Genomic DNA, 17922 nt, shown 5'->3' with positions numbered 1-17922 from the left:
GAAGGTTGCCAAACTACTAATGATATGAAAAATATAATCACTCTTTTGCTTTTTTGCATGAGTCAATTAGCAATTGCTCAAACGGAGGACGCTTGGGTTTATTTTGCGGATAAGGAAAATGTGGCAAGTTCTATTGCCAATCCATTAACTATACTTACTCAAGAATCTATTGATAGAAAAAATCTTCATAATGTTGCTATTGATGAAAAAGATGTTCCTGTTAATGAAACGTATATCACACAGGTAAAGAATGCCACAGGAATAACTGTACTTGCAAAATCTAAATGGTTTAACTGTATATATGTTAGAGGAACTCAAGCAAATATTAGTAGTCTAACGAGTCTTAGTTTTGTGGATCGTATAGACTATGCAAATAATTCTTTGGATTCGGGGAAGTCTGTATTTTCTATAGAAGATAGAACTCCTATAAAAAATGATAAGTTTGTAGCAAAAACAACATTTAATTATGGAAGTGCGGCACAACAAATCCAACAGCTAAATGCTGATTACCTTCATGAGCAAGATTACACAGGGACAGGAATGACTATTGCTGTTATGGATTCTGGTTTCCCGGGAGTGAATACCATTGATGGTTTTAAGCGCATAAGAGATGATGGTAGATTATTGGATGGATATGATTTTGTTAGGAGAGATGATAATGAATTTGCCTTTGCGGGTAGTAGTCACGGAACTCAAACATTTAGTGATATTGCAGGGTTTATTGATGGTCAATTTGTAGGAACAGCCCCGGATGCTAAGTATTATTTATTCATAACTGAAGATGCTGCCACAGAGGGGCCTAAAGAAGAAGCATTATGGGTAGAAGCTGCTGAACGAGCAGATAGTTTAGGAGTACACGTAATTAATACTTCTTTAGGCTATTCTAATGGTTTTGATAATCCAGCGTATGATTATACTACCTCTGATATGGACGGACAAACGACATTTATTTCTAGAGGAGCAAATATGGTTTTTGAAAAGGGCATGTTGTTAGTTTCTTCTGCCGGCAATTCCGGAAATAGTGCTTGGGGTATTATTACAGCTCCAGGAGATGCCCCTGGGTCATTAACTGTAGGTGCTATTGATGTTTTTGGAACCTATGCCTCATTTAGTTCTAGAGGACCTACAGCCGATAATAGAGTAAAACCGGATATCGTGGCCAGAGGACTTGGAGCAGCAGTGATACGTTCTAATAATGCAGTATCCACTAGTAATGGTACTTCTTTCAGTTCTCCAATAATGGCAGGCGCCGTAGCCTGTTTATGGCAAGCCTTTCCGTCTATGACCAATACAGAAATTATGCAAATGGTAAGAGAATCAGCATCACTATATAATAATCCAACAATTCAATTAGGGTATGGAATTCCTGATTTTAAGTCAATATTCGAAAGTTTATCTATAGATGAGAATTTCACTGAAGGCTTTAAAGTATATCCAAATCCAGTACGGGATAGATTATTTTTTGATTTAACTACTAAAGAATCACTTGAAATTCGCATTTTTACTACCGAAGGAAAAATGGTGCAATCTGAAATATTAAAAAATTTGAATTCTATCTCATTGAACAATTTATCAAAAGGTTTATACCTTGTAGAATTAATTTCAGGAACCTCACGTTACACATTGAAGATATCAAAATACTAATGAATAAAGTCAAAGAACTTTTTAATATCCAATATCCTGTTATTCAAGGAGGGATGATTTGGGCAAGCGGCTGGAAATTAGCTAGTGCAGTAAGTAATTCTGGTGGTTTAGGACTTATAGGAGCTGGTTCCATGTATCCAGATGTTTTAAGAGAACATATACAAAAATGTAAGAAAGCAACCAACCAACCTTTTGGTGTCAATGTTCCTATGTTATATCCTAATCTTCAGGAAATTATTGAAATTATTATTGAGGAAGGAGTAAAGATTGTTTTTACATCGGCGGGTAATCCAAAAACATATACTTCTTATCTTAAGGAAAAAGGAATTACAGTTGTTCACGTAGTGAGCAGTGTAAAATTTGCCCTAAAAGCTCAGGATGCAGGTGTAGATGCTGTTGTTGCTGAAGGTTTTGAAGCTGGTGGACATAATGGAAGAGATGAAACAACTACTTTAGCATTGATACCAATGGTTAAAGAAAAAGTAAGCATACCATTAATTGCTGCTGGTGGTATAGCGACTGGTTCATCAATGTTTGCGGTAATGTCATTAGGAGCTGATGGAGTTCAGATAGGAAGTAGGTTTGTAGCAAGTGAAGAAGCTTCTTCTCATTTGGATTTTAAAAAAATGGTTGTAGAGGCAAAAGAGGGTGATACACATCTTACTCTAAAAGAGTTAGCTCCGGTACGTATGCTGAAGAATAAATTTTATCAGGATGTGGCAGAATTATATACTAAAGGCCCTACTGTAGAGGAACTTAAGACTTTATTAGGACGTGCAAGAGCAAAACGAGGAATGTTTGAAGGAGATCTGATAGAAGGTGAATTAGAAATAGGCCAAGTATCTGGCTTGATTCACGATATTAAACCGGTTGCAAAAATAATAGAAGATTTGATTATTGATTTTCAGTCTACAAAACAAAAGATGAATGAAGTTAGTTTTTAACTACATTAATTAGTTATCCATCCGTATAAAAATTAAAAGTGATATTCGAAAAAAAAGTAATCGTAGTTTTACCAGCATATAATGCCGAAAAAACATTACAAAAGACTTATAATGAAATACCCTTTGATATCGTTGATGAAGTTATTTTAGTTGATGATAACAGTACAGATGAAACTTATGAGGTTGCAAGAAGCATAGGTGTTAGTCATGTTATTAAGCACGAAAAAAACCTTGGATATGGTGGGAATCAAAAAACTTGTTATAATAAGGCTTTAGAATTAGGAGCAGATATAGTCGTTATGTTACACCCGGATTATCAGTATACTCCTAAACTAATACACTCTATGTGTTATTTGGTCGCCAACGATGTATATCCCGTAATTTTGGGTTCCAGGATACTTGGAAATGGTGCATTAAAAGGTGGAATGCCTCTGTATAAGTATTTCTTTAATCGAGTTTTGACATTGATTCAAAATCTCTTAATGGGACAAAAATTATCAGAGTATCACACAGGATATAGAACATTTTCTTCTTCGGTTCTAAAAAATATTCCTTTTAATAATAATTCTGATGACTTTGTATTTGATAATCAGATGATAGCACAAATATTTTATGAAGGTTACGAAGTAGCCGAAATCACATGTCCAACAAAATATTTTGAAGAAGCATCTTCTATAAATTTTAAACGCAGCGTGACTTATGGATTGGGAGTTTTGAAAACTTCTTTTCAGTATTTCTTTGCTAAAAACATAAAGATTAGAAGTAAAATATTTAAAAAATGACATATTCAAATTGTATTTTATAGATGCATAAAATTTTGAAAATATACTGGCCAGTAGCACTTGGTAGCCTAATTTTTCTTATTGCTGTATTGTTAAACGCCGATAATGCTTTTTTTTGGGATACTGTGCAATTGGGTTCACATCATGCGGATCATTATTTCAAAACAAACTTTTCTATTCTATTGCTTCCTGATAATATAGACAGTGGACATATACCTGCTTTTGGCGCTTATATTGCTATGTTTTGGAAGTTTTTTGGAAGAAGTTTATGGGTAAGTCACCTAGCTATGTTACCCCTTGGTCTTGGACTTATTTTTCAATTGTTTAGATTAATAAAAAGATTCATTATTCCTAAATATTTAGGTATTGCCTTTGGACTAGTAATAATAGATCCATCACTTATGAGTCAAATGCTTCTTGTTTCGCCAGATGTTCCGTTACTATTTTTTTTCTTACTTGCTGTAAATTCGGTGCTGGATAACAAGAAAATCTTTTTGATGATTGCCGTTGTTTTGTTGTTTCTCAGTAGTATGAGGGGGATGATGTTATCCGTATGTGTTTTAATTTTTGACTTAAGTTGTAATGTAACATTGACGGGAAAAATAAAGGAATTATGTACAACTCTTATAAAAAGAAGCCTTATTTATATTCCTGCGTTTTTGATTTTTGTTATTTTTAGTTTTATTCATTTTCAACAAAAAGGATGGATTGGGTTTCATCAGGAATCACCTTGGCAAGAAAGTTTTGAAAGTGTTGAATTGACCGGAGTTATTTTCAATATAGCAGTTTTGGGATGGAGAATATTAGATTTTGGTAGAGTCGGTATTTGGATTGTGCTTTTTATACTGTTTGCTAAGTATAGAAAGCAACTTATTAAAGTTCCACAAATACGACAAATTTTGTTCTTTTTTGGATGTATTCTTTTTCTATTACCTCTTAATATGTTATGGGCAAAAGGCTTATTAGGGAATAGGTATTTAATTCCTATTTATCTTTTTTGTTCACTATTATGTGCGACTATTTTATTCTCTGACTTTGTTGCAAAAAAGTTAAGAATTATATTAATTTTAGTTTGGGCTGTTATTCTAATTTCAGGAAATTTTTGGATTTATCCTCCTAAAATTTCTCAAGGATGGGATGCTACTTTGGCACATTTACCTTATTATAATCTAAGATTGAAAGCAAAAAAATATCTAGATGACAATCAAATAGATTTTCATCAGGTTGCTTCATTTTTTCCTAATGATGCAGGGATAGATGCGATAGAATTAAATGGAGAAAAACGATCTTTTACAGTATTTGATGGAAATAACGATTTTGTCTTTTATTCGAATATCTATAACGTTAGTGATCAAGAATACGATGATATTATAAGTAATTATGAGGTAATACAAAATTTTGAAAAAAATGGCGTTTTTGTATGGATTTGCAAAAGAAAAAAGTAAAATAATTATTGAATAAGGCACCTTGTTAAAATTTATTGGAATGAAATTTACTATTTGTTTCAGCTTGTCTTCATAAGTTTTGTATACTCTTTCCTTTGTTTTTGGATGTATGTAATTGTCAATACTGTTATTGGGTTAAAAAGGCAATCTATAGTGGTTATAAGTAAAAGCGTTTAATAGCATCTTCCAAGAAACCTCAAAATCTATTTTTTTAGTACAAATTACTTTTAAAATCAAATTGCTGGTTACATCTTATTATCCTTATTTTTGATGTAAAATGATATCTATGAACTCCAGAGAAAACCAACTAAAAGCTTTTGATCGTTTGCTTACAATTATGGAAGAACTGCGCGAGCAATGCCCCTGGGATAAAAAACAGACTTTGCAATCGCTTCGTCATCTTACCATAGAAGAAACCTACGAGTTGGGAGATGCCATATTGGATAATGACCTTGAGGAGGTTAAAAAAGAACTTGGGGATTTATTATTGCATATTGTGTTTTATGCTAAAATAGGAAGTGAAACTAAGAACTTTGATATTGCTGATGTAGCTAATGAAATATGTGAAAAACTTATTAGTCGCCATCCACATATTTATGGTGATGTAAAAGTTGCTGATGAAGAAGATGTAAAACGTAATTGGGAAAACCTAAAACTGAAAGAAGGTAAGAAAAGTGTTTTAGAAGGAGTTCCAAAGTCTTTGCCTGCTTTAGTAAAGGCTAGCAGAATACAAGACAAAGTTGCTGGAGTTGGATTTGACTGGGAAGAACCGCAACAGGTATTTGAGAAGTTACAAGAAGAGCTTGAAGAATTACAGCACGAAATTGATGAACATAATCAAGATAAAATAGAATCAGAATTTGGAGATGTATTATTCTCAATGATCAATTATGCACGTTTTTTAAATGTAAATCCCGAGGATGCGTTAGAACGAACCAATAAAAAGTTTATAAAACGATTTCAGTATTTAGAACAAAAAGCAAAAGAAAGAAGCAAGAGTTTAAAAGATATGACACTTGCCGAAATGGATGTGTTTTGGGAAGAAGCAAAGAAAATATAAGTATGGTTGTGTTTTGATGTTCTTCTTTAAGAAAAATTATCTATAGAATATTCGATATGTTTTTTCTCACTTTATAGATAATTTAAAGTGGTAATTTCTCTCGTTTCCACATAGGTTTTACGGTTTAGCCATATTTTTTTTAAATTATTTTATATTCGGAACACCCTTATTTTGCTGAGTTTTTGGGTAAGATATTATCGGGATATCCGTTATAGTAATGAATTTATAAAAAAGTTGTCGTAAATTAGGAAGTATAATTATTTAGTAATAATTGTGTGGCTAACTCAAAAAAAATAATATTAAATCCATTTTTTGGTGCCTTTATTTTTCTATTTATTTCAGCATCATTATTTAGTAATCATGATAAAATAAATACTTTAAATAATGGGAGTACCGAATTTAATGAACTCATAATTTCTGCAACGAAATATTATGACAATAATCAGTATGCTTTAGCTATTAAAAATTATGAGAAAGTCCTAAAACATGGAACTGAAGATTCTATAGCTATATTTAAAAAATTAGCATTTTCTTATGCCAAGAGTAATCAACCAGAACCTGCTAGTAAATATATACATAAATATGTTATAGCAAATCTAGACCCTTCTTTTGTGGGGCACAGTTATTTTGATGTAATCCGGGATTCTGAAGAATATCAATTGCTTGCAGGAACATATCTCAAACAAGTCGGGTTATGGTCGATTTTCTGCTTTTATGTAGCATTCATAGGTTTTTTTATATCTATAGTATTAAATTTTAGAGAAAAGTCGGACAGAGTTGCTAATTTACTGATGAGTGCTTTTATATTAATACACTCGGTTTTTATAATACATATTGGTTTATATTTTTCTAATTATCAGTACTATCTGCCGCATATATTTTATATGTCCACATTGTTTTCTTTCTTATATGGACCTCTTATCTATTTTTATTTCAAAAGAGTTACTATAAGTTATAGGTTTGAACGTTTGGATTTATTGCATTTAGTACCGTCCTTATTGTTGTTAGCGTTGTTGTTTCCAATTTACAGCTTACCTTCGGATGAAAAATTAAGGATTATATTAAATAAAGAACGACCTTACATAAATCTAATATCAATTTCTAAATTAGTATCGTTATTAATTTATGGAGGATTAGTCATAAAAATGTATTTGAGTTCTATTAAAATTAATGAATACTTTTCTAAAATAGTATTTAACTGGCAGAGAAATATTGTTATTTTCTGTTCTATTTATATAGTTTCTTACGGGATATATTCAATATTAATTATAAAACAAATTCTTAGCGGTTTTTTGTTTTACGTTCAGATTGTATCCATGGCGTTACTTGTGCTATATGTAGGCTATACAGCTTTTGTTCAACCAAGTGTTTTTGGTGTTTTAAGATTGATTAAAAATAGTATTCCACCAGAAATCGATAAGTATAAGAAATCTGGCCTTACTGAAAGCTTATCATTGGAGTTAAAAGAGAAATTACAATATCTTCTTGATGAAAAGAAAATTTACAAGCAAAATGATATTACCCTTCAGAAACTAGCACAATATTTAGAAACTACAAGACATAATACTTCTCAGATTATAAATGAACATTTTGATCTCAACTTTTTTGAATTAATTAATAAGTCTAGAATTGAAGAAGCAAAAGAATTATTAAAAGGAGAAAGGCGTAAGAACTTTAATATTATCGATGTAGCCTATGAAGTTGGTTTTAATAATAAAGTAACTTTCAATAAATCTTTCAAGAAATATAACCAGATAACTCCATCTGAATATGTTAAAACCTTCGTTGCATAATCTTTTTTGAGTACAGTAATATTTTAAAAAGGAAATGTGTAGCTCCATTACACAACTTCGGAATAGGTTTTTAAAAATAAATAAATCATAAATTATGTTAAAAAATGTTTATTTAATGTTAATACCAAAAGATTGAAAAAGAGAAATAATTTTTGTTATGTAAAACAACCGTTATTTTTTAAGATGCAGTATTTGTTGGTACTGTGTGTTTTTTAGTATAAAGAAATAGGTTTTGATAAAATGAAAATATTTTTATTTCTCTGTCGAATAGAGAGGTGTAATTTAAAAAATAATAAAAAACATATTTGTAAGTTTGTGGATTAGGTATTTGTTTACATCAACTATGTGGCTAACTCAACTAAACATTACCATAGTATTATTACGATTTAGGGCTTTATTTTTTTTATTGATTTTAATTTCTTCATCTGCTTTTGCTTGTAATGAAGAAAACTTAGGTTCAAAAGATATTGTATTCCAGATTGATAGTTCGTTTTATTCTGCAGAAGATAATTTTCGGAATGAACGATTTCTTATGTCTATTTCTGAATATAAAAAAGTACTAAAAAGAGGGATTGTTGATTCTTCAGTTGTCTATAAAAAAATAGCATTTGCCTTTGCTAAATTGAATGAACCTGAACTTGCTAGTAAGTATATAGAAAAATATGTAAAAAGGAGTTTAGATGTTGGGTTTGTCGGACATAGTTATTTTAATGAAATAAGTGATTCCAGGTCATATCAGGCATTATCTAGTAAATACCTGAGAAAAATAAATTTTTGGTCTTTGTTTTGTTTATACGTGGGGTTTATAGGTGTATTTATATATACCGTTTTAAATTTAAGGAAAGGTCCCGATAAGATTGCTAATTTTTTGATAAGTACATTTTTATTAATCCATTCTTTTTTCATTATTCGGATTAGTATATTAATAACTAATTACGAGTATTACTTACCTCATACTTTATATTTATCTGCATCATTTTCATTTTTATATGGTCCACTTATATATTTTTACTTTAAAAGGGTAGCAAAAAAATATCAATTTAAACCAATAGATGTATTGCATTTAATACCTACTATTATATTTTTCATTTTTTTATTTCCTATTTATTCTTTACCTCAGGAAGAGAAATTGAGAATGATCTTAAATAATGAGAGGCCATATTTACAGGTACTTGTGACTTTTAAATTAATATCACTAATAATCTACATAGGGTTGATTATAACAATTTACATTACTTCAATTAAGAAAAATAAAAATTTAGTTATAGGAGAACGTAATAGGTTACGAAACATAGTAATCTTGTGTGCTATTTATATTGTTGCTTATACGGTTTATGCGGTTCTTATAAACCAATTCATTATAAGGGGCTTTTTGTTTTACTTACAGATAATTTCTATGTCATTGCTGGCGTTATATATAAGTTATACTTCTTATGCTCGTTTAATTCTTTTTGAAAATTCAAAAGGAATAAAAAGTAAAACTAAAATACAGTTTCACAAGTACAAAAAATCAAATCTAACACGGAGTTTATCGGCAGAATTAAAAGAGAAATTGTTAATGCTTTTAGACCAAGAAAAAGTTTACCTCCAAAACGATATCACCCTTCAAAAGTTGGCAGATTATTTAGATACAACTCGTAATAATGCTTCTCAGATTATAAATGAGCATTTTGACCTTAATTTTTTCGAACTAATTAATACGTATAGAATAAAGGAAGCAAAGGAAATTCTGAAAAACGAGAAATCAAAAAATCTTAATCTTATAGAAGTCGCCTATGAGGTAGGCTTTAACAATAAAGTGACATTTAATAAATCTTTCAAGAAATATAATCATACCACTCCATCCGAGTATGTGAAATCGCTTATCGCGTAATATTTTACTTTTCGAAATAAGATGTTTTTAGGTAAACTTATGTAGGGTTTACCCTTTCCCACTTGCATTATATGTTTTTTTAGTAGCATAATCATAGGGGAGGAAGATAGAATATAATTACAGTTTCTACGGGAATTTAATTCTAGTTTTATAATGTATATACCTTGAGTTCGCCTTCTTTTTATTCTAATCTTCCTTCTTATGATTATACTAAGCTAATTTATAATCTTGAAAAATTTATTTATGAGAGTACATCATTACAAATTGCTAATGTTCATGTTTTGGATGTCCAGCATTGCATTTGCTCAACAAAAAACAATCTCAGGTAATGTAACCGATGACACAGGTTTGCCATTACCAGGTGTAAATGTATTGGTAAAAAATACTGATAATGGTACCCAAACAGATTTTGATGGTAATTATTCTATTGACGCACCAAGAGGTGCAGTCTTAAGGTTTAGTTACGTCGGTTTTGCTACCAGAGATATTGTGGTAGGTGATTCAAACAATATCAATGTGCAACTAGAAACTTCAGCAGCGGACTTAGAAGAGGTTGTAGTAGTTGCTTATGGATCACAGGTTAAAAAGAAATTAGTAACTAGTATTAGTACAGTTTCAGGTGATGATCTTGAAAACATTATTTCAGATTCTCCGCAAAACATATTACAAGGACAGGCATCTGGGGTTCAGGTGTTTTCTAGTTCAGGAGGTTTAGGGGCTTCACCTACTATTAATATAAGAGGTTCTGCCTCTATAACAAGTAATACAAGACCATTGTTTGTTATTGATGGAGTAACACTTGGGGACAGTTTTACTACCTTTAATCAAGGTACTGGAGCAGGTATTAACCCTTTAGCCAGTATCAATCCAAATGATATTGAGAGTATATCCGTTTTAAAATCAGCAGCGGCAGCGGCATTATATGGTTCTCGAGGTGCGAATGGAGTTGTACTTATTACAACCAAGCGTGGAAATAAAAATGGAAAAGTGACCGTGGATATAGACATAAACACTTCATTTGCTAGCATAACCGACACACCGGATTTGTTAAATGCTCAACAATACATAGATTTTACAACACTCATAAGAACTGGTACAGGACAAGGTTTAATAACTGATGCAGGTGGTGAGTTTGATGCATTAGATGCAGTTTTAAGAACGGCTATAAGCCAATCCTACAATTTTAGTGTAAGAGGAGGTAACGAAAAAAGTAATTATTTTATTGGAGCTACTCGTGAGGATATAGAAGGTATAAGAATAGGTGATAATTTAGAGAGAACTAGTTTTAGATCTAATATACAGGTTAAAGCCACTGATTGGTTAACAGCAACCCTAAATGCTAATGTATCGCATAATCGATTCGATAGAGTTCCTAACGAAAATAGTTTTGCATCACCATATACCATTGCGATACTGCAGAGACCAGATGTAGAGCCATTTGATGATCAGGGTAATTTTACAACAGCAGGTAACGTAGGTGGAGGTAACGTGATAGCTCAGGAAGCATTAAATCTTAACCTAGCTACAACCACCCGTATTGTTGCAAATGGATCTCTAGATTTCAATTTATCTTCTTTGATAGATGGTCTAAGTTTTAAACAAGATATAGGAATTGACAGAACGTTTACGGAAAATCAACAGAGAAATATTGAGCTATTAACTCCAGGAGGATTTGCAGCAAACTCCGTTTTCCAACAAAATAGATATATTCTTAATAGTTTACTCTCTTATAATAAAACTTTTGGAGATTCACATAACCTAAATCTTTTGGCAGGATATTCCTTTGAAGATAATCAATTAAGGAATGTTCAAACACAAGGTACAGGCTTTTTGTCTGATGCCCAATTAAATGTTGAGTCGGCTTCAGAATTTCCTCTTACCTCTTCAAGTGGTGATGCGACAAGGCTAGTATCTTCTCTAGGTAGGTTAATATATGATTATGCAGATGGTAGATATATTATAGAGGGTTCTATAAGAAGGGATGGCTCTTCTAGGTTTGGTGCGAACAACCAATTTGGAGTATTTTGGTCTGCAGCAGTGGGATGGAATATATCGGATGAAGCATTTATGCAAAATGTAGAATGGATTCAGGGACTCAAACTAAGCGCAAGTTACGGTACAACCGGAAACGATAGAATTGGAACTACTAATGTTTTCCCGGCATTAGGTCTTTTTGCAGGAAATAATTATAATGGTAGTCCAGGTTTAACGCCCTCAACATTAAGTAATCCAGATTTACAGTGGGAAAGTACCACGACCCGAGATATAGGGTTAACGGCAGCTTTTTTTAATAGAAGGTTAACCTTTAATGTAGAATATTATAATAATGTAACCGATGATTTAATTTTATTTGTTCCTAAAGACCCAACATTTAACAATGGACTAAATGGAAGAAACGAAAATATTGGAGAATTAGAAAATAGAGGTGTTGACGTAACTATAGAAGCTGTGATTTTTGATGGTGCAAACGACGGTTTTAAATGGACTTCAAGCTTAAATCTTGGATTTAATGAAAATGAAGTGACCAATCTTCCTGATGGGACTAGTGTAGATGAGAATGGAAATAAATTTGTTGATCGTACAGGTGGATCTCTAGCATTTTCAGGACAGAGAGCTATAGAAGGTTTTTCGGTAAATTCATGGTATTTAATTCCCTATTTAGGAGTTAACCCTCAGACGGGAGATGCGGAATGGTTAGGTGCTGACGGTAATCCAACGACAAGTCCAAATCCTGCAGATAGACGTATAGTAGGTCAAGCAAATCCTGATGTAGTCGGAGGATTTTCTAATGTATTTACCTATAAAAACTGGTCATTAAATACATTGTTTAACTTTTCTTTTGGTAATGATATATTACTTACGTCAAGAGCATTTAGTGAAAATCCAGTAAGCGGATTTAACAAAACAACAAGAGTGTTGAATGTTTGGCAGCAACCAGGAGATCAGGCTTTCATACCAAGTCCTAATAGCCCAACTATAAGTACGTTTAGCCAAAACTCAACGGCTCAGCTAGAGGATGGATCCTTCGTTAGATTAAAAAATGTAACCTTAGCGTATACATTTTCTGATAAATATTTAGAAAAAACTTTTATTAATAAAATAAGATTATATGCTACAGCAACAAATTTATTAACTTTTAAAAGTGATGGATTAGACGGATATGATCCTGAAGTATCCAATGGTTCCGATGGTTTTGATGCAGCTGGTCAAGATTTCTTTACTTTACCGCAAGCATCGACATATACTTTTGGACTTAATGTTTCCTTCTAACTTTTTAATGAGATAATACATACATATGAAAACAAGTATAAATACAACCAATAAATTTAGTGCACTAATAATTTTATTAGTAACACTACTAACAACTTCTTGCGAAGATAAAATAGAATTACTACCCGAAGATCTTACGGTTAACGAAGTTGTGTTTTCTAATGGCGCCTTAGCATTAGGAGCTGTAACAGGAATATATAATAGAGCACAACAGGATGATGTATTGAACGGAACATTACAGTTTAGTTCAGAATGGCAAGCCGATAATGTAGATTTTATAGGTACGTTTACCACATTTGGAGAGATACGAGATTATGCAACATTGGCTGCGAATACTTCAATTTTTGGTATTTGGGATGATAATTATGAAGTTATCGGAGCGGCAAATTTGGTGATTGATAATGTTCCTTTAATTCAAGATGATAGTTTCACAGCAGAGCAGCGTACGCAGGCTATAGCCGAAGCTAGATTCATGAGAGCCTTGGTATACTTTAATATAGCTACAGTTTTTGGACAACCTTTACAGATTGGTGCTGGATCAGATAATCTAAGTGTACCTCTAGTGGTATCATCAGAACTTGGTCAGGAGTTACCTAGAGCAACTTTGGGGCAAGTATATGATTTTGTAGAATCCGAATTCTTAGCCATTATTCCTGATTTAACTGACGGTACTAGAATATTAGCTAGCCCTGGTGCTTGTAGAGCATTTTTAGCACGATTATATCTATACCAGGAGCGTTGGGATGATGCTGCAAATTTTGCAAACGATGTGATCAACGATTCTTTTTATAGTTTAGCAACAGATTATACGTTCTATGATTCACCAGATGCAACAGAGCACATATTTACCTTAGTGAATGATGCGGTAAATGGTCAGGATTCTGGACAAGGATTTTCTGGATTAAGTAACCCCGTACCAGGAGGTAGGGGCGATGTTCCTTTCTCTCAAGACTTATTAGATGCATATGCAGAAGAACCTGGAGATCTAAGGTTTGATAATCTAAATCAAACAGGACCTGGAGCCGAAGGTCCAGATAGAATTTTTACCAATAAATTTCCTGAAGATGTTAATAATTCAGACGATGCCCCTGTGATGAGAGTTACCGAAATGTATCTAACCAGAGCAGAGGCTAATTTAAGAGGTAGTACATCTATCGGTGCTACACCGCTTGACGATATTAATGAGCTTAGAAACAGAGCAGGATTATCTGATTTGACTAGTGTAGATTTAGATATTATTTTAAACGAACGTAGAAAAGAGCTGGCTTTCGAAGGACAAAGACGAATGGATCTTTTAAGAAATAGCCAGAGTTTAAGAAGACCTGGTCAAGTAAATGAAGCTAATTCTGCACCGGGTGCAGATAAAACTATATTTCCTATACCTCAAGCAGTTAGGGATTTATCTCCATTTCTTGATCAAAATCCTGGTTACTAATACCAATAAAATATTTTACAAAATCAAAGGCCTACTGAAAAGTAGGCCTTTTTTACTCTAGTAATATCTCGTTCTGAAATGAGTTAAATTTATGTCAACTTATTTCAGGACGGGACATTTAGTATTAAGCAGTGTTAACTAATTTTAAAACTGAATGTTTTTTTGTGCTAGATTATGAAAGTTACTTTCTATAAATCTTTCAAAAAATATATCATCAGATAAATCTGTCTGAATATGATAAAAGCTTCTTAGCTTAATTTTCCTAACATTTTAGGTAAGCTTTCTTCGGAAAAAGTAAAGTTTATTCGGTAAAGGTAAACCTTGATCAGGGTTACCTTTCTTTATCATTTCTATTACTTCTTTTATAGTGTAATCATAACAAGGATGAGCAATTTCTGCATAAACTTTGTTCAAGTTTTATGAAATGTAATATTTGAGTTAGCCATCAAGATATTCTTGCCATCCTTTTATGATTACATCATCTCTTTAATGTAATTATTGAAAATTTTAATTTATGAAAGTACATCATTACAAGTTGCTGGTGCTTGCTTTTTTTCTGTCAAGCATTTCATTAGCACAACAAAAAACAATTTCCGGAACGGTGGCGGATGATCTAGGAGTACCCTTACCCGGAGTGAACATTGTAATTAAGAATACAACGAACGGAACACAAACTGATTTTGATGGTAATTATTCCATTGCAGCCAATAGAGGATCTATATTGGTATTCAGTTATATAGGTTTTGTAACTCAAGAAATAGTCATAGCGGATGGTAATACAATTAATGTAGCTTTAGTACAAGATGCAGCGCAACTAGAAGAAGTAGTGGTAACTGCTTTTGGTATTACCAGAAACTCAAAAAAGTTAGGATATGCAGTAAGTACGGTCCAAACTGATGATGTTCTGGAGAATTCTGAACCAGATTTGATAAGATCCTTAGCCGGCAAAGTACCTGGGGTAAATGTAAACTTATCTACAGGTGTAGCAGGAGCATCAAATCAAATTAATATAAGGGGAGCTACAACACTAGGAGGTGCAAGTCAACCATTAATTATTGTGGATGGTGTTGCTTATGATAATTCACAAGTAACAACTTCTAGACAAACGACTGGTGGAGGTGGGTATGAATCAGGGTTATCTTCTTTGGATCCTAATAATATAGCATCCATTACTGTTTTGAAAAGTACTGCCGCGGCAGCCTTATATGGATCAAGAGCAACAGGTGGTGTGATTGTCGTTACTACTAAAACAGGTGCTGTTAAAGGATCAACAAATAACAAATTATCAGTTTCAGTATCCTCAGGAACTTACTTCGAAAACATTGCAAACTTACCAGAATATCAAAACACTTATGGTAATGGTGTTAATTTTAGTTATTTAAACGCTAATGGTTCTTGGGGCCCACGTTTTGATTCATTGGAAACAATACCAACTTGGCCTAATATTTTGGCAGCATTTCCAGAGATAGGACCTACAGTTCCTTATGAAGCGCAACCAGACAATGTTAAAAACCTTTTCAGAACAGGAACTGTTTTTGATAATTCGATCAATCTGTCATATGCAGGAGAAGATGGAAATTTTAGCGTAACTGTTTCTGATTTGAATCAAGATGGATATATTCCGTTTAATACGTATGATAGAACATCAGTAGCCGCTGGAGGTAATTTTAAATTGCCTAATGGTATTAGAATAGGGGCTACATTTAGTTATTCTGAAACCGAACAGGTAGGAGGCTTTTTTGGTAACAATCAATTTGCAGGTTCCGCTTCTTCATTTGCCAGAACATTATGGTTAGGTAGAGCCTGGGATACTTCTTTACCTTTTGAGAATCCTATTACAGGAGCATCACTTACTCCTAATAATGGTTGGGATCACCCTTTATGGTCTTGGAAACACGATCAAATTATTACAGATACCGACAGAATTGTAGCAAACGTGAATTTAGGGTATGATTTTAATGATAATATATCAGTGACATATCGTGTAGGTCTTAATAAGTATGATCTAAAAAGAAAACAAATCAGAGATATAGGTTCCAGAGCTAATAATGGTTTAGGATCTGTTACAACAGATGACTTTATCAATGAAGATTTGGAATCTACATTGTTAGTTAATTTTAATTATGATTTAACTGATGATATAAATCTAACTGCTATTCTAGGAAATAATGTATTACAAAATACTACAAGCCGTGTTGCATTTCAGGGAACTAATTTTAAGTCTCCAGGAATATTTACTATTGCGAATACCATTAATGTTACTAAAAATATTGGCGGTTTCATATTAGATGGTGATACTAGGTCTCGTAATATAGGCGTATTTGGGGATGTAAGTTTATCCTATAAGAATTATTTATTTCTAAATGCGACTGGTCGAAATGATTGGAGTTCTACTTTACCTAAAAATAATCAATCCTATTTTTATCCTTCAGCAAGTATGTCTTTAGTATTTACCGATGCTTTTAATTTGGATAGCAAGGTGTTAACATTTGGTAAGCTAAGAGCAGGGTATGCTTCCGTAGGTAATGACGCTCCTGCAGAATTTTTAAATAGAACATTCGCTTCAGGAAATGCTTTTAATGGCATCCCAGTAATTAATAACAACTTGTTTTTAGGTGATCAGGAGATTACACCAGAGTTTACAGATGAAATAGAAATTGGTGCGGATCTAGAATTTTTTAACCAAAGAGCGATCATTGATTTCAGTTGGTATAAAAAAACTACTACTGATTTAATTTCTCCTGTAAGTGTTCCTTCTTCTAGTGGATTTACCACTTTTAATACTAATATAGGAGAGATGCAGAATACTGGTGTAGAAATTGGTTTAACATTAGTTCCTATAAGAACCGAAAATTTTAGATGGGAACTTTTTACAACATTTACTAAGAACGAGAATGAGGTTACAGAATTAGTAGATGGACTAGAAAGAATTCAATTAGACCCTAATCAAGTCGCTCATGCTATAGTTGGACAACCGTTTGGTGTGTTTTATGGATCTAGATTCGCTAGGGATGATGAAGGTAATTTTCTAATCAATCAATCTGGAGGAGGAATTGTACAAGATTTAGAAAACGGAATTGTAGGTGATCCTAATCCAGATTTTAGAGTAGGTTTTATTAATACTATTTCTTATAAAAATTTATCCTTAAGAGCTCAGGTTGATTGGAAAGAAGGAGGAGATATACAATCAATTAGTATCAATTCATTATTAGGTAGGGGAGTTACCAGAGATACAGAAGATAGAGAGCGTACATTTATCATACCTGGTTTTTATGGAGATAATCAAGGAAACCCTATTCTGGATGCTAACGGTAACAAAATACCGAATACCACACAAATAGATACTAATGAATTATATTTCTCACCAGCAGGAGGAAATACATTTGGGATCAATACTGTAGCAGAAGGTTCTGTATACGATGGAACTGTCTATCGATTACGAGAATTGAGTTTAACGTATGATTTACCCAAAGAATTTTTAAAATCAACACCATTCGGAAAAATAAGTTTAAGTCTTTTAGGTAATAACTTGTGGTATTTTGCTCCAAATGTTCCTAAGTACACAAATTTTGACCCAGAAGTTACAAGTTTCGGTTCTTCTAGAGTTCAGGGAATCGAGAATTCCTCAGCGCCTACATCTAAACGATATGGTTTTAGACTTAATTTATCCTTTTAA

At 32.6% G+C, this 17922-nt stretch carries 10 protein-coding genes; all 10 read left to right on the top strand.

From position 1 onward, the window contains the following. Window positions 1-24 precede the first annotated feature (24 nt). A complete protein-coding gene (locus Q0829_RS20935) occupies window positions 25-1644 on the top strand; it encodes a S8 family serine peptidase (protein ID WP_298546598.1) in 1620 nt (539 codons plus the stop codon). Continuing rightward, window positions 1644-2588: a DUF561 domain-containing protein gene (locus Q0829_RS20930; RefSeq protein ID WP_298546596.1), complete on the top strand. Its 945-nt coding sequence runs from the start codon at window positions 1644-1646 to the stop codon at window positions 2586-2588. The genes Q0829_RS20935 and Q0829_RS20930 overlap by 1 nt, the downstream gene beginning before the upstream one ends. Window positions 2589-2626: 38 nt before the next feature. Beyond that, complete coding sequence (locus Q0829_RS20925; RefSeq protein ID WP_298546594.1) at window positions 2627-3370, top strand: glycosyltransferase family 2 protein; 744 nt, start codon at window positions 2627-2629, stop codon at window positions 3368-3370. Window positions 3371-3405: 35 nt separating this feature from the next. Beyond that, on the top strand, window positions 3406-4815 hold the full coding sequence (locus Q0829_RS20920) for a hypothetical protein (RefSeq protein ID WP_298546592.1): 1410 nt from the start codon (window positions 3406-3408) through the stop codon (window positions 4813-4815). 286 nt (window positions 4816-5101) lie between these two features. Continuing rightward, window positions 5102-5875 (top strand): nucleoside triphosphate pyrophosphohydrolase, encoded by a 774-nt coding sequence (gene mazG, locus Q0829_RS20915; protein ID WP_298546590.1) that lies wholly within the window; start codon window positions 5102-5104, stop codon window positions 5873-5875. A gap of 275 nt (window positions 5876-6150) precedes the next feature. Continuing rightward, window positions 6151-7668 (top strand): helix-turn-helix domain-containing protein, encoded by a 1518-nt coding sequence (locus Q0829_RS20910; RefSeq protein ID WP_298546588.1) that lies wholly within the window; start codon window positions 6151-6153, stop codon window positions 7666-7668. A gap of 343 nt (window positions 7669-8011) precedes the next feature. Continuing rightward, window positions 8012-9541: a helix-turn-helix domain-containing protein gene (locus Q0829_RS20905; RefSeq protein ID WP_298546586.1), complete on the top strand. Its 1530-nt coding sequence runs from the start codon at window positions 8012-8014 to the stop codon at window positions 9539-9541. A gap of 243 nt (window positions 9542-9784) precedes the next feature. Further along, window positions 9785-12811: a TonB-dependent receptor gene (locus Q0829_RS20900; RefSeq protein ID WP_298546584.1), complete on the top strand. Its 3027-nt coding sequence runs from the start codon at window positions 9785-9787 to the stop codon at window positions 12809-12811. Window positions 12812-12836: 25 nt separating this feature from the next. Further along, window positions 12837-14246: a RagB/SusD family nutrient uptake outer membrane protein gene (locus Q0829_RS20895; RefSeq protein ID WP_298546582.1), complete on the top strand. Its 1410-nt coding sequence runs from the start codon at window positions 12837-12839 to the stop codon at window positions 14244-14246. Between the two features lie 514 nt (window positions 14247-14760). Continuing rightward, complete coding sequence (locus Q0829_RS20890; RefSeq protein WP_298546580.1) at window positions 14761-17922, top strand: SusC/RagA family TonB-linked outer membrane protein; 3162 nt, start codon at window positions 14761-14763, stop codon at window positions 17920-17922.

The sequence above is a fragment of the uncultured Aquimarina sp. genome (genome assembly GCF_947492405.1).
In the GTDB taxonomy this organism is placed as follows: Bacteria; Bacteroidota; Bacteroidia; order Flavobacteriales; family Flavobacteriaceae; genus Aquimarina.
The sequence above is the reverse complement of the archived record's forward strand: the minus strand, read 5'-3'. Positions and strand labels throughout refer to the sequence as shown.

Bases quoted from the DNA above. Each gene is read 5' to 3' on its own strand.
- Q0829_RS20900 (WP_298546584.1), top strand. From the start codon at position 9,785: ATGAGAGTACATCATTACAAATTGCTAATGTTCATGTTTTGGATGTCC.
- Q0829_RS20935 (WP_298546598.1), top strand. From the start codon at position 25: ATGAAAAATATAATCACTCTTTTGCTTTTTTGCATGAGTCAATTAGCA.
- mazG (WP_298546590.1), top strand. From the start codon at position 5,102: ATGAACTCCAGAGAAAACCAACTAAAAGCTTTTGATCGTTTGCTTACA.
- Q0829_RS20890 (WP_298546580.1), top strand. From the start codon at position 14,761: ATGAAAGTACATCATTACAAGTTGCTGGTGCTTGCTTTTTTTCTGTCA.
- Q0829_RS20905 (WP_298546586.1), top strand. From the start codon at position 8,012: ATGTGGCTAACTCAACTAAACATTACCATAGTATTATTACGATTTAGG.
- Q0829_RS20895 (WP_298546582.1), top strand. From the start codon at position 12,837: ATGAAAACAAGTATAAATACAACCAATAAATTTAGTGCACTAATAATT.
- Q0829_RS20930 (WP_298546596.1), top strand. From the start codon at position 1,644: ATGAATAAAGTCAAAGAACTTTTTAATATCCAATATCCTGTTATTCAA.